Origin of the sequence: Erwinia sp. S38 (assembly GCF_016624545.1) — a bacterium.
Lineage (GTDB): Bacteria > Pseudomonadota > Gammaproteobacteria > Enterobacterales > Enterobacteriaceae > Erwinia > Erwinia coffeiphila.
This window is the reverse complement of the sequence record NZ_JACVTS010000043.1, coordinates 1-14,318: the sequence shown is the minus strand read 5'-3', so window position 1 is coordinate 14,318 and position 14,318 is coordinate 1. Positions and strand designations below refer to the sequence as shown.

10 protein-coding genes are annotated in these 14,318 nt (G+C 45.5%); 7 read left to right on the top strand and 3 right to left on the bottom strand.

Features of this window, described 5'->3' with window-relative positions; genetic code table 11:
* Positions 1-1,322: 1,322 nt before the first annotated feature.
* Entirely contained in the window at positions 1,323-2,264 is a 942-nt protein-coding gene (locus IBT46_RS26430) for a RepB family plasmid replication initiator protein (RefSeq protein ID WP_234465571.1), read from the top strand.
* 1,647 nt (positions 2,265-3,911) lie between these two features.
* On the opposite strand, the gene IBT46_RS26425 is transcribed toward IBT46_RS26430, so the two are convergent.
* A complete protein-coding gene (locus IBT46_RS26425) occupies positions 3,912-4,292 on the bottom strand; it encodes a hypothetical protein (RefSeq protein WP_200539292.1) in 381 nt (126 codons plus the stop codon).
* Positions 4,293-4,948: 656 nt separating this feature from the next.
* Between IBT46_RS26425 and IBT46_RS26420 the strand changes: the two genes are divergently transcribed.
* The 5 genes from IBT46_RS26420 (at position 4,949) to IBT46_RS26400 (ending at position 10,758) form a co-directional block, all read left to right on the top strand.
* On the top strand, positions 4,949-5,884 hold the full coding sequence (locus IBT46_RS26420; protein WP_200578918.1) for a DMT family transporter: 936 nt from the start codon (positions 4,949-4,951) through the stop codon (positions 5,882-5,884).
* An 841-nt stretch (positions 5,885-6,725) separates the two neighbouring features.
* On the top strand, positions 6,726-7,730 hold the full coding sequence (locus tag IBT46_RS26415; RefSeq protein WP_200539290.1) for a GlxA family transcriptional regulator: 1,005 nt from the start codon (positions 6,726-6,728) through the stop codon (positions 7,728-7,730).
* A gap of 149 nt (positions 7,731-7,879) precedes the next feature.
* Entirely contained in the window at positions 7,880-9,541 is a 1,662-nt protein-coding gene (locus IBT46_RS26410; RefSeq protein ID WP_200539331.1) for a methyl-accepting chemotaxis protein, read from the top strand.
* 31 nt (positions 9,542-9,572) lie between these two features.
* Positions 9,573-9,899, top strand: coding sequence for a hypothetical protein (locus tag IBT46_RS26405; RefSeq protein WP_200539289.1), 327 nt, complete (start codon positions 9,573-9,575; stop codon positions 9,897-9,899).
* A 415-nt stretch (positions 9,900-10,314) separates the two neighbouring features.
* Positions 10,315-10,758: a DoxX family protein gene (locus tag IBT46_RS26400; RefSeq protein WP_200539288.1), complete on the top strand. Its 444-nt coding sequence runs from the start codon at positions 10,315-10,317 to the stop codon at positions 10,756-10,758.
* Positions 10,759-11,077: 319 nt separating this feature from the next.
* On the opposite strand, the gene IBT46_RS26395 is transcribed toward IBT46_RS26400, so the two are convergent.
* On the bottom strand, positions 11,078-11,488 hold the full coding sequence (locus IBT46_RS26395) for a MarR family winged helix-turn-helix transcriptional regulator (protein WP_200539287.1): 411 nt from the start codon (positions 11,486-11,488) through the stop codon (positions 11,078-11,080).
* 147 nt (positions 11,489-11,635) lie between these two features.
* On the opposite strand from IBT46_RS26395, the gene IBT46_RS26390 reads away from it, so the two are divergent.
* On the top strand, positions 11,636-13,348 hold the full coding sequence (locus IBT46_RS26390) for a chloride channel protein (RefSeq protein WP_353621462.1): 1,713 nt from the start codon (positions 11,636-11,638) through the stop codon (positions 13,346-13,348).
* 263 nt (positions 13,349-13,611) lie between these two features.
* Here the strand turns inward: IBT46_RS26390 and IBT46_RS27630 are convergent, their stop codons facing one another.
* On the bottom strand, positions 13,612-13,866 hold the full coding sequence (locus IBT46_RS27630) for a YrhK family protein (RefSeq protein WP_200539521.1): 255 nt from the start codon (positions 13,864-13,866) through the stop codon (positions 13,612-13,614).
* Positions 13,867-14,318: the final 452 nt, after the last annotated feature.

Below are 14,318 nucleotides of genomic sequence, written 5' to 3'. Positions count from 1 at the left end.
GACACCTGTATAAATAACCGGTAACTGTCAGATCAGGTCTGAGCTAATACAATTTAAGACGGGATCGCCATATGTCATAACTGATCATCATATCGGTTCTGCAGCCGCATTTATTCAGGGAATGGAAACCAGTTCAGATACATTCCCCTAGACTGCCCAGTGGTCGGAATTGGAATTAGATGTGACGTCGTAACCCAGATAATAATCTGTTTAAGTTTCTCAATCCAACACTATGTGACGTTGTCACAGATAATTACCGAGTTTATGCTAATGTTTTATATGTTAATACTTAACACTACCTGGGGCAGGGTTGCCCATTTAATATCCAGAATTGCCTGCCCACTTATTGAAATGGGTCTGCTACAGCAGACTTTGAAGAGTTACATCTCCATGGAGGAAATGGGGAAGCCTAAACTTTTTGGCCCTAGAGCGTATGGATCACAACTAATCTATAAGAATGATTCCCCTTAGAGAGACAAATTCTCCTCAGTGTTTTACGGCATTTTTGATAAATGCATTAAGGACTGCACGTACTTATAGCTAGAGCTTTTGGGGATTTTTTGATGGAAGTGGGTAAACATTCCTTAGCGGACTGCAACAAGTCTTGTTAATAGTGACATAATTTTACGTGAAATCATTTTTACCTCCACTGATCACCCAAGGATTCAGTAGATCAGCAGGCTGATCAGTCTGACCGGTATAAACAACACCCCTCAGAACTCTACAAAACGCACGGAGAGACGCTCATGTTCAAAGGCTTCCCTTGATAGCGTGAATGAAATTTTTCGCTTAGAAGCCTTCTGAAGAGCGATGAGATTCATTATCAAGATATGGAAGAGATGATCACTTATGATTTTCATAGCTAATGTATTGATTTCAGTTTATAGCACCAATAAAGCCTTAAGCACTATGTCTGATGAAAATAGCATCTGCTGGCTATGCAGTTCGTTCTTGAGTTAGAAAAAGGCTTTTCTTAGTGTCAGCACTACGGTCTTTGCAAGAAGCATTTCGGCATACTTTCACGCACACCAATCTCAGAACCTCTTGAACGAATGGCTAATTATCTCATCGATGGTCTGATAAAACCCACAATTGCTTGCTGAGGATCTTTTTTCCACATATCCACAGCTTAGATCCAATAATTATCCTGATCAGATCCTAATTAGATCCAAACAGATCCCCGTCGCTCGCAGCCCTGTGCTGGCGCGCCTTTCAGAGGATTTGCATGTGTCACAGCATGCAAAACATGTGTGGTAATATGCAAAACATGTGTGACAGCATGATAAACATGTGTCATAACATGCAGTAACATGTGTCACATCATGCAAATCCCGTCTGTTATGCACTCATGCGCGGGTTCTGTGTATAAAGAGGATAAGCCATTGGCTGACAATAACTTTTTCCATGACTCATTACTGGCTTCCGCTGAAGATGAACATAAAGTACTCACAGTCACCAGTGCCTCTTCAGTTCAACCGGCCATTTTACTCAGGCTCGGTGTATTCGTACCCAACTCGCGCGCGCTGAAAAAGGGATCTGAGCACATTATTGACGTATCCGAGCCTTTTTCATCACTCGAATTCGCTCGTAAGGAAGGGTATAACGACATCCAGATCCGCGGCGAACGCCTCAATATTACCTCAGATTTTAGCGTCTGGATGGGCGTTATTGGCGCCTTCAGCAAGTATGGACGTGACAGTAATAACATCACGTTGCCTTTCAAGGAGTTTGCCCAACTTTGCCAGTATGATTCACGGCAGGTTAACCACCGTCTACGCGATCAAATCTTTGATTCGTTGGCGAAACTCGGCACGAAGGTGGTTCAATTTAAGCGTAGGGAAGGAAATGGCAAAATGTTCTTTACCCAACTGCTTAAGACCGCGTTGCTTGATCGTGATAAAGACACGGTAACACTCGAGGCAGATGAACGTCTCTGGGAGCTGTATGAAATCGACTATACGATTCTACTTCGCAAAAAGCCCTATACCTATCTGAAAGGTAAGGAAGTTGCTCAGACGCTTTATACTTACATTGCCAGCCTGCCTGACAATCCTGCGCCAATATCCTTCTCCCGCATTCGTGAACGTCTGCTGTTAACCTCTCCCGTTCCGGAACAAAACCGTTTGATCAAAAACGCGCTTTTAGCCATGGAAAAGATCGGTTATATCGAATACAGCATCATTAAGAAGGGCAGGGAGTCCTTCCTGTTTATTAATAAAAGAAACAAGAAACTCAAAGAGTTATACGAGAATGATGTGTCGTAACATGCAAAGTATGTGTCATAGCATGCTTAGTATGGGTCATAGCATGTGAACTTTGAAAGGCACCGCTGAAACATGGGCGGCAGCATGCGAGACATGTGTTAGGGCATGCACCAACCAGATCATTTGCATGTTGCGACACATGATTTGAATTTTATCATGCTGTGACACATGCTTTTTATTTGCCTAGCATGTTATGACACATGTTTCCTTTCCAGCTACATGCTATGACACAGGTAAGTGAGTTGCTCTGCATGGTGTTAATAACGTAAGTGAGTACTCACATTGTTGTAAAGGTATCATGAATGAGCTTCAGCATGTTACGACACATGTTTTCTCGACTTTATAGCTGACCTCCTCACATATACGCATGCTATGACACATGTTGTGAAGAGCATGCCTCCACACATTTTCGGTAACTCATGCATGCCACCACACATGTTTTCCGTGAATACATGTTGTGACACAGGTTTCATTCGTAGCATGCATGCTGTGACACATATTTATCTTGCCGTTATCATGCTGTGACCCATGTTTTGTCCGCCGAGGCCGATGTAATTGCCAGGATTTTAAATTCTATCAGCTGCATGTTGTGACCCATGTTTGGACAAAATCTCAACATAATCCCTCCGTTATGCAGATGGCCAAGTTAGGCTCGATAAAGTGTGAGTAGACAATCATCCTTTTGAAATGTGTCCAATACTACGCTTGCCGATTATGTGGGATGCATGGCTAAAAAAGGAGGTAGCAAAAGCTACCTCCCAGGTTGATGTTTCCACACTACATGTGTTGCTCAGTGTCAGGCAGCTGATCGATAGTCTCTTTAAGCTCGCCACCTGGAATACCAAAGCGCAGCACTGTCTTCACGAGTGCGAGTACATCAATTTCGCCGTCTCGGCCAACTTTGGTTTTTTCCTTACACCCACACTGAGTGCAATGTTACCGATTTCCCAGTCATGGATATGGGGTAGTTGAGCGCTGAGCTGCTGTAGCCAATAAAGGCTTCTTTACAGCTCTTTGTCAGAAGATAGCCATTGCGACTGCACAATCTGTAAATTCTGAAAGACTAATTTTGAAGGCACACATGGTAAACCTCTCTTAATTAAACATCTGATATGAGTTGCTGGTCACAAGCTCTACCATTGACCGGAGAGCTGTATACCTGCTGTTTAAAAAACCGAATTCAGCACCTGATATTTACAGACTCAAATGGTCTGCTGACATCAGTTTGTGCTGGAAGTAACGGTCCATGTGCCATTCGCATCGTAAATAATATCAAAAACGTTATGACCGATGGTTGCGTCACAGTACGCTGCAGTCACAGAAGAACTGTCAAAATCCATCACAGTGCCTGGTGTGTATAAGCCGGTCTGAACATAAAACTTGAGGAAAGGCTGGCAATCCAATATTTAACCTGACCATATGATTACGGATTAGCATAACGTCTGCCTGGCGCAGGGGATAGTTGAGACCTGAAACCTGGAAACCTGGAAACCTCCGTCAATTACAACAGCTCAAGGTCAGGTCTGAATTGGATCCCCAACTATTAAGTATCTAAAGAGGTATTTAGAACGCTGAAGTAGTTGGAAGGGCATGAGAATGCCTCCTATATGAAGGACTGACTGCGATCATTTGACGCATGACCCAAAATTATCCTTCTATCTTGCCACAAAATTTTATAGCGATATCATCGAGTTCCCTGTCGTAAGATGCCCGTTCTGCAGCGCTGAGAAAGCCTTGTTGTTTAACAAAATGCGCCGTTTCATTTCTGACCCGTGATGCCGATTGCCAAAGCTTGTCAGCCTGCGCCTGCGTGAGTATACGAGCTTTACGTGCCGTGCTGATATCTGCCTGAAGTATATCGATCCTCAGCGAAATATGCGCCTCAAGCGGATCTGTAATCCTGGTTCCTGTTTCACTTACATTGCGCTGCGTTTCCAGGTCACAGGCAGGGTAATTCTGCTCAGTCTTAATGTCCGCCATGACCTGACCAGATGCCAGCATCATCAATCCTGATATTAAATATTTCATGGATTTGCTCCTGAATTGTTATGTGCGTAGTTAGTGTAGAGCGAATAATGTCATAGCAAATTTTAAAAAAGTAATCGGATGTACTCTCAACGATCCGACTATACCAGAGCCTTTAACGGGGCAAACTGTAACGGGCATAACTCGAAAGGCAGTTTCTTGAGAAACCCCCCGCCTCTTCTTCTGGAAGGCCTGGCCACCAGCTTTCGGTGGGAACTTGGTATGCGAGCCACTCTCAGTATTGATCACGAGCGAACATGTTGCTCTGAATCGGTGCGCATGGGTGTGGTATGGCTTGATTATCCTCAATGGTGTCAGAAAAAACTCGGCTAAACCAGGTGGGCCAACATCAACGCTCTGGCATGCCGGCGCTTCAGTCTGGCTAAGTCAATCGGCATGCATTAAAACTTCGCTCAGACGTCAAAGGTCGGGTGAAGGACCTGAGTTCTGGATTTTTAAAGCTAAATGCCTTAACTGGCTGATGCTCGACACTCGGGTAATTGTTTGATCACCCTGGATAGGGGCTCTGAGGGCAAACAAGAAGCATCTGTATTAACCGGTCAGCTGCTTCACTTGCTGTTAGCTCATAAGCGACTAGACTGGCTTGTTTTTCACGTTGTACCAGAATCGGTGGTCACACTAAGGAGTTTATTTTGAAAATGTCAGGAGCTGTCGGCGCGCTGTCCGTCTTCATTGGGGCTGTTTCATATGGCATGCCGGGAGTGATATTAAGTCTGGCCACAGCAAGTGGTGCAAAAATTGAAAGCCTTATCCCTACGCAGTTTCTCTTTTCTTTCGTGCTTTTTTTCGTGCTTTCCGAGATAAATCGCAATAAGGCTGGTGCGTTTCCTACCCTGGATAAGCTGCTCGTTCTTGCTACCGGCATTCCTATTATGTGCATTACCTACTGTTTCTATAATGCCGTTTATTACGTTGGGGTGCCGACGTCCACTCTGCTGATGATGCAGTCAGCGTGGATGGCGCCGACGCTGAACGCGCTCATAAAGAAAAAGCCATTAACACGCCGTGATATCACCAGCTTCATTTTCATCATGGCGGGTGTGGTTACCGCCACGGGGATTTTTCGAGGGTCCTTGGAAGTCAATTCTGGAGGGCTGCTGTGGGGATTAGGGGCAGGCGTATCTTACAGTCTGCTTATCGTCTCCTCGTCTAATATTGCCAACGGCGTACGCGTCATTGATAAGGCGAAGATCCTGACGTTCGGAGCATTCATAGCATCATTATTCCTATTCAACAAAAATATCGATATCGCTCCTATGAGTCAGAGCAGCATGTGGTCAGTAGCTAATGCGATATTTTCTTCAATCCTACCTGTGCTGCTCTATGGTTTTGGTATGCCAAAAACCAACACTTCCCTTGCAGGTATGCTGGTGACAATTGAGCTTCCCGCTGCATTTCTGTTTTCCTATGCGCTGCTATCGGATTCAATCACAACAGACCAGATTGCGGGCTGCGCAATCATCATTGTGTCAATTGCCGCGCCGATGGTTGTGTCCAGGTTCACTAAGAAGTTACCTGGGGACTACGGCGCATATCGGAAAAATGGCGTTGCCAGCCATCACGATCCTCATTAACCCCAATGCAGTTTCAAATGCAGCGATTGGCTATCATTGCGGTTGTGGAAACTGGGATTGCTGACATTATCGTCTGGCGAGATTAAAACTCAGGTGAAGAGTCACGAATGTGGTTTGAGCCTTTTAACTTTTTCATGCTCTTAGCTGCTGAGTCTGACTGCTGATGGATGATCGTTGGCTTCTCAGCCAATCTCTGTCCTATGACATTTCGCGCGCATGCTAACTGAATCCTCTTCCGTTGGGATAATCATCGCTTTTAAACAGCTCAATGCGGTGTCATTTCGCATCCCGCTGCTCATTCAGTAATTAGCCCGGCTACGATGGCCGGGACACAGACATACACGAGTCTCATCTTGTGCATCCAGTCATTTGAAAATGAAGTCATTCATACAATTAGAAGCAAGATGAACCGTGGCAAGACCATCTTAGATAAATCTTCCTCACTCTGCTTAGGTTAGTGCGTTTCTGAGGTCGCTGGGGGGTAGTCAGCGATGGCTTAAAGTCTACTCCTTAGCGCCCTCTATGGATAATCGCACACTGATAACTTAAAGATGCGTGTTAAAGCTGCATTGATTCAAACCCGGAACGATCTTTTGCGCCAGTTACAATCTTCCTAGTGAAGGTCCGGCGGTTAGTCCTCACCCATGTGCGGAGCTAAATGCAATCAGTGCCCATCAAAGCAAATCACCTTTATACTCTTTAGTATTTGAAAAAATGGATCTAAAACATGTATTCAGCTGAGAATAACTTCACCAAGCTAGATATAAAAACTGGCATACAAGGGATGAAAAAAGTCACATTTTTCACGCAAATTACGACACATTAATTTAGGAATCCGCTTATGCGTGTCGCCATACTTGCTCTCGAGGGCAGCGTTCTGTCAGCTATTTCTGGATTGACAGATATCTTTTGGATAACGAATAAAGCCGTTGCAGGATCGCCTGCTTATGCAGCCAGGTTTCCACAGGCGCCCTTTGAAACTGTCATTGTCAGCGCAGATGGAGCACCTGTCTGGGATGCTGAGGGCAGGCTAATTCATATTGATAGTTCTTTTAAGGCGGCGGGAAAAATCGATGTAGTTATTGCGCCTGGCATGTTGCTGGGACAAGACCTTCAACCTCTTAATATAGAAAATATTCGTCAGGCAGCTGATTGGTTTAGACAGTTGTATGCGAATGGCACGCTCATTGCTACTACTGGCACTGGATGTGTAATTGCTGGAGAAGCAGGTTTACTTAGAGGACGTTCTTACACCACTACCTGGTGGGTTAGTCACATGCTTCAAGAGCGATATCCTGATGCCAGTCAAATCCGGGGTAAAATGATTGTTGAGGACCGTCGGGTGATATCTACCGGTGGATGTTTTTCTTGGATTTCTCTGGCGCTGCATATTATTGAAAAAGGAGCAGGTGGGGATGTGGCCAACCTCGCGTCTAAGATGTCTCTCACGGATAATCATTATCTGCATCATCATCTGCCGGCTTCGTCAGCTACTTTACAGTCCGGTACTCTTTTTATAAATCGGGCGCAGGAAATCGTCCGTTTTAAAAATCCGTCTATAACGGCAGCGCAGCTTGCCTCCGCATTACATGTTACGGAACGCACGCTGCAACGCAGAATGAAAGTGTTGTCACAGGAAACCCCTAAAGAATTTATTACGAGGATACGTATTGAATCGGCCTGTACGATGCTGGTCAGCACCAGCGTAAGCATCCGGCAGGTTGCGATTGATTGTGGGTATTCTGAAGATACCGCCTTCAGGAAAGCTTTTAATCAGATAATGGACATGACGCCGGCGCAATACAGACAGTGGATGGCTCACGAATCGCCTAAAAGAACAATGTAAAAGTGTTCAGTCGCCCATAGACTAATTCAAAAAAAATGATCATTAATGAAGAATAGAATCATATTTATTGAAGTAACTTTTCGACAAAGAGTGCCGATGGTTTAAATACAATGCAATTGGTTCTGTATAGTTTTTATCAGGTAAATAAGATGAATATTACTCAGAGGTTGACTCTAGCGTTTGTTCTGCTTTCAGCATCACTGGTCGCTACTGGCTTAGCCGCCATTCAACTCTTAAGTGGCTTTCAGGATCGATTTGAACGCGTCCAGGTTAATGTAATTCCCTCGATCCAGATTCTGGGCGAACTGATTGACCGCTCAAATGGGTTACTCTTGATGCTCTATAAATACCAAAGTCAGACGGATAACACCCAGATGCCAGCTGTTGAGAATGAGATAAATCAGCGCATTAAAGTTATCAAAAGTCTCGCTGAGAACTATTTAAACCACGATATATCCAGTGATGAAGACAAACAGTTGTCGGAGTCTGGACTCAATACTCTGAAACAAATCGAAACGCGTTTGCCTGGCTTTATAAAAGCATCACGCGCGCATGAGGATGAGGTCACTCGCAACTTACTTGAGAGACCAAATGAGATTGGAGGCTTTATTTCTCAGCTTAAGGCAGATTATCGCCAACAACTTGCTCTGAATGTCTCAATTGGGAAGCAACTCAGATCTGAAAATAAAATGATCCACCATCAAGCCTTGTGGGGGTTAACGGGGGGAATTACTGTAATTCTCATTTTACCAGGTATCCTGACGACAGTAACCCTGCTTCGAATTCGAGGAAGTCTTAAGCGCATAGGGGATATCATGAACCATGCTGGACAGACTTTAGATTTGAGCATGACTGCGGATGGTAGCAGAAGAGATGAGGTGGGTGGGATGGCTCGCTCTTTTAATCAGCTCCTCAATAGTGTTGGAAATGCGCTTTCGTCCGTCAGCACTGCTTCTCATTCACTAAGCTCCGCCTCTTCTCAAATAGCAGCGGGAAATGAGGATCTTTCCTCCAGGACAGAACAGCAGGCGGCTTCACTGGAGCAGACTGCAGCCAGCATGGCTGAATTGAGCGAGACCGTCAGACAGACTGCAGATAACACGCGCCAGGCAAGACTTCTTGCTGGAAATGCCTCTGAACTTTCTGATGCCAGTGCTGTTTCACTGGGCAATATGTTGGGCACTATGGCTGAGATTCGGACAAGTTCTAAAAAAATTAATGAGATTGTTACTCTTATTGAAGGTATTGCTTTTCAGACAAATATTTTGGCACTCAATGCTGCAGTTGAAGCAGCGCGAGCGGGAGAGCATGGCAAGGGGTTTGCGGTAGTGGCAGGTGAAGTTCGTAATTTGTCACAACGTTCTACTCAGGCAGCCAGAGAAATAAAACATCTCATTGACACATCTTATTCTCTCGTTGAGTCAGGAGCGACTCAGGCTGAAACAGTTGAAAAGAACATGACCGAATTGAAGGGTGCATTTCGGCAAGTAAATGATCTGGTTAGTGAAATCGCAGCAGCAGCAGAAGAGCAAAACACAGGTATCACTCATGTACATCTGGCCATCAGTCAGATGGATGATGTCACGCAACAGAATGCCGCACTGGTCGAAGAAGCTTCCGCTGCTACTGCTTCTCTGCAAGATCAGGCGCAATCTCTGTCCAAACTGGTTAGAAAATTCACTCTGCCTCCTGAGGTTACAACAAACATGATGCGCGAGGTGGTTGATATACCCGCAGGGAGTTCAGATGCAAAATCATCTCATGTTGCTCCTCTTAAAAGTACAGAGAGTGCAAACTGGCAAAGTTTTTAACTAAAGATGATCTTGCTAAAGGGTTTTGATATTGGATATCGATGATTTTCTGAGACACGGTAACGACCACCGTGAGTTAATGACGAAGTTTGAACAGATTAATGCGCTACTTCATCAACTAACTGACGGCGACTACCTCTCGCTGGAAGTATATATGAATAACTGTAATCACCTCCGCGAGCAGATTAACCGTGCTATGGCACTGACACGAAATCGTGATTTTGAAGAGTATCTGATAAAGAATGACACTTCGTTATACTATAACTTGCAAAGTGTAATGTTGGCGGTGCGCTTACTTAAAAATTTCCTAGAAAACATAGCTAGCACTGTTAAATATTCGCAACTGGAAACTGACTGATCACATTGTTGATGGACTGCTATGCCACAGTAGTCCATATTTTAACTTATTAAATTTTCACTGAACAAAGCTCGATTTATCACGATTAACTACGATCTTTTCCATTTGTCATCAAGTTTAAACCTGGGCATGGTGTTGCTGAGAGATGTGATGCGCACGCGTTACGTGAATGAAGAAATTCAGTTTCATATCACATAAACGCATATGGAATTTGGTGGATTAAACAGAGAGTTATATGTGTTATCCATTAGATAAAAATTCACACGAACCTGTTTTAAATCAAGTTAATCAAACTTTCTTTTGAAGATAATCTTAGCCTGAGACAAATTAAAAACGAGTTCTATGGTTTCACATCTGTCTATAACTCAAAAAGTACTGAATACGAAAAATCGCTGCTAACTAAAAAAGGGAAACTATGTCAAACTTATCTTCTACATATAAGGCACCATCCTTGCTAAAAAGATTGCTTGGTCCAGCATTAATGCCGAACCGGTTTGATTTGAGACATGGCATAAACGGAGCTCGAATCATTGCAGGAATGTTTTACTTTCCTCATTTATTATCGAAACTTCGTGACCTTTCAGGTTCAGCCGACTTTTTCGCAAGTGCTGGTTTGCACCCAGCATGGTTGTTTTTAACACTGGCAATAATCGTTGAAGCGTCCTCAGGAATCGCACTGGTGCTTGGCCTGTTTACTCGCTGGGCAGGACTGCTGTCTGCGGGAGCCATGGCCGTTGCCATATATGCAGTGTTTGCGACAGACGGGATTGGCTGGTACTGGGCTGGCGGAGGAGTTGAATATCTTGTATTCTGGGGATTGTTATCGATTGCAATTAGCTATGACGCTTGGAATCGTTGAGGATCCACTCTTCCCAATAATACCTCTCTATATGATTACTTCGGCGGTCTTAAAGATCGCCAGTTCATTCTATTGTTTTTATTTAGTGTGCTTGGGTAATTAAGTATACCCTGGTCGTTCTATAAATTGGTTGAATGTTTTATGAGTATTTTAATTTCACTACGAAAAAATCATGATTAGACGACTTCAGGGCTACTGCGATATTTTAAATATCAGACTAAGTTTCTGATAAGTAGACATTATGAGGGGAAAGTATTTCTCTAATCTGTCATCACTCTTCAGTGATGACTTCATTATGCTGATGCTGCTGGCATTGCGCTTAGCAGAATTGGTTGATCATCGAGAGCAACATCGGTTTCAGGTTGCTCAACTCTTCCAGGTGCGCCAGCGACAGCGACTCGAGCAGTTGCTCCGCTTCCTCTGTTAATTGCAAAAAAGTTCTACGCTGATCGGTTGGATCCGACTTGCGCATTACCAAACCGGCCTCCTCTAAACGACTAAGTAAGCCTGACGCACTGTGTGGTTTTAACATCAGACGTTCTGCCACATAACCCACCGTGGCATTGCCTGGAGCAGTGCCACGAATCGACAGCAGGGCTTGATGTTGTTGCGGCGTTAATCCTACGTTGCGTGCCTGAGTTTCACTGAAGGCCATAAACGTCCTCAAGGTGGCTCGGAAGTCTGCCAGCAGTGTGTAATCGGCATCGTTCATTTTGTTGGGCTGTGACATGTTGAAAACCTTTCAGTATTGAATTTGTATCGCATTGCGATGTAAATTGCGCGTTTCGATAATGTAACGAGGAGCAACAAGATGCGGGACACGTTGTCCGATTCCCCACATCGGCCCAGACTTTCTGACCACACTGTAACGAAGCGTGTGATTATACTCGCGCTGATGGGCATTCTGATAGGAACCGGCGGCGCGTTTGGTGCCATTGTGCTGCTGCACCTTATCGCCTTGATGACCAATTTATTCTGGTATCAGCAGTTCTCGTTCGTCGAACACGTGATGCCTGGCAATGCTGGGGCGCTTCATATCATTGCGGCACCGGTACTGGGCAGTTTGATCATTGGTGTCATGGCACGTTTTGGTTCGGAAAAAATTCGCGGCCACGGCATTCCAGAAGCGATTGAAGCTATTCTTTATAGCGAAAGTAGGATGTCACCCAAAGTGGCCGTGCTTAAACCGCTCTCTTCGGCGGTGTCGATTGGCAGCGGGGGGCCGTTTGGTGCGGAAGGGCCGATCATCATGACCGGCGGCGCAATCGGATCCCTGTTTGCGCAGTTATTTCATCTCAGCGCAGCCGAACGCAAGACCTTGCTGGTGGCCGGAGCTGCAGCTGGCATGACTGCCATCTTTAATGCACCTATCGCGGCGGTGTTGCTGGCGCTGGAAGTGCTGTTGTTTGAATGGAAGCCACGCAGCTTTATTCCGGTAGTCAGCGCAGTGCTTGTCTCCTGGTGCTGGCGAAATGCGCTGATTGGTACTGGCGCCATTTTTCCTTTCTACTGGATGTCTCAATTGCAACCAATGCAACTCATCATCGCGGTGGGTATTGGTGCTCTGACGGGCCTGATCGCCGTGGCCCTGTCTAAAAGCCTGTATCGGCTGGAAGAGTGGTTTCATCATTTACCTGTCCATTGGATGTGGTGGCCCGCGCTGGGGTCAGTGATTGTTGGCCTAGGCGGCATTATTCAACCTCGCGTGCTGGGCGCGGGCTACGCCAGTATTCAAAGCCTGTTAGATGGCACGCTCGCAATCAACATCATCATTTCACTGCTGCTGGTAAAAAGTATCGTCTGGCTGGTATCACTGAGTTCAGGCACTTCCGGCGGAGTGGTGGCACCTTTGCTGATAATGGGTGGCGCGGTGGGTGCAGTGGCAGCACATCTGGTTCCAGGTTACGGCGGCATGCTGGTGATGGCGGGTATGGCCGGGATTCTAAGCGGGGCAATGCGTGCACCGCTTACGGGAACGCTGTTTGCGGTAGAAGTAACAGGGCATTTTCATCTGCTACCCGTGGCATTGGGGGCTGCCGTGGCATCTTATGCAGTGAGCGTGTTGATGATGCCGCGTTCCATCTTCACCGAACGTCTGGCGCGTCGAGGGCATCACATCGTGCAGGAGTATGCCACCGACACGCTGGAAACCACTAAAGCACGGCAGATCATGACTGCCGAACCGGCGTCCTTGCCAGCCAGCATGCCGCTGCATCAGGTGATATCCGTTATGAGTGATTTGCATGCGCATCATCATTATCCCGTGGTGGATGCGCATGGCCAATTTATCGCGGTGGTATCGCGTAAAGAGATGATTCATTGGCAGCTTCAGGAGCGTGCGATGGATATCAGCTTGCAAGAGTTACTCAGCGACCAACCACCATTTAGCGCCCATCCAGACACCTTGTGTAGCCATATCGCGGATCACTTATTCAGCGAGGAGGTGGGCATGGTGGTGGTCACCGATATTGAGTCAGGGAAGGTGAAAGGGGTTATCACCCGTCATGATATTTTCCGCGTGCGCTATCTGGCGCAGAAGGCCGAAAGTCATAAGATGAAATATCTGCGATTGCGCAAAACGGATTACTGATATTCAGTCCAATGTGTTTTGAATGTCTGGTGACAGTCCGTTCCAATTGACTGGCATTACTCATCAATACAGGACAGGGCGATTTCTCAGAGGGTGGGTTACTGACACTGGCTGGGGATACCCTGTCGCTGGTTTGAATTACCGGGGATGAAGGCAGGTTTATGATCCTATTATTTGATAAATAAGTCTTGAATAAAGACTGGAACCTGGCTCTTCTGCAGGAATGTTTGCTGCATCAGTTTTAATTTCGGAACTTATTGCTTTCATCGTCTCGCATGATCCCTTCGCACATGTATGAGTTCAGCCAAAGTGATCACAGGCCGAAGGAGTAACTGCAGACTGCCTGCCACAAATAACCATGTTCCGTTGTTCATCATCGAATTATAAAAAAAGAAAACGCTTCCAATCAGAAACCACATCGCGATTAACAGATCATTAAACGCACCTAGCGCCCGGTAGCGCCGCTCTACAATAATGTGATCCGTTCCGATATCTATCTCAGCTTTGCGCTTTAGCATATTCTCTCCATGACTTATCGAAATTTAGTTCTAAATAAGTTTAGCACTTCAAATGAGACGGATAAGCGTTAGCAAAGGCGCTGTCTGTGCAAATCCTATAAAGGCTGTATAGGGACTTTAACAAAACTTTTTCCTGCGTATTGAGAGGTGTTTCATCACTTCCTAAGTCAATGCCTCCGTTATCCACAATGCGAGTGCTTTGGTCACCACCTTATGTTCATACTTACTGAATACATAAGAGCACTACGTGCGAAATATGATGCTCCATGATTCCTCTGCGATGACTGATGGCAAGTTTACTTAACCTTGGGAAGCGTCCAGGCAGGCTGTTGAGAATTTTAATGTGGCAACATCCAACCGATTTTTCTAAGCCATGTGGCTTCTCATTTAAATATATGAACCTGTATTAGTCGCGACTTGATCTGACATATGGCCTTGAAAGGTTGAGAGTT

What these genes read in the sequence shown, in the direction of transcription:
- IBT46_RS26430 (WP_234465571.1), top strand. Translation starts at nt 1,323, where the DNA reads ATGCAAATCCCGTCTGTTATGCACTCATGCGCGGGTTCTGTGTATAAA.
- IBT46_RS26425 (WP_200539292.1), bottom strand. Translation starts at nt 4,292, where the DNA reads ATGAAATATTTAATATCAGGATTGATGATGCTGGCATCTGGTCAGGTC.
- IBT46_RS26420 (WP_200578918.1), top strand. Translation starts at nt 4,949, where the DNA reads ATGTCAGGAGCTGTCGGCGCGCTGTCCGTCTTCATTGGGGCTGTTTCA.
- IBT46_RS26415 (WP_200539290.1), top strand. Translation starts at nt 6,726, where the DNA reads ATGCGTGTCGCCATACTTGCTCTCGAGGGCAGCGTTCTGTCAGCTATT.
- IBT46_RS26410 (WP_200539331.1), top strand. Translation starts at nt 7,880, where the DNA reads ATGAATATTACTCAGAGGTTGACTCTAGCGTTTGTTCTGCTTTCAGCA.
- IBT46_RS26400 (WP_200539288.1), top strand. Translation starts at nt 10,315, where the DNA reads ATGTCAAACTTATCTTCTACATATAAGGCACCATCCTTGCTAAAAAGA.
- IBT46_RS26395 (WP_200539287.1), bottom strand. Translation starts at nt 11,488, where the DNA reads ATGTCACAGCCCAACAAAATGAACGATGCCGATTACACACTGCTGGCA.
- IBT46_RS27630 (WP_200539521.1), bottom strand. Translation starts at nt 13,866, where the DNA reads ATGCTAAAGCGCAAAGCTGAGATAGATATCGGAACGGATCACATTATT.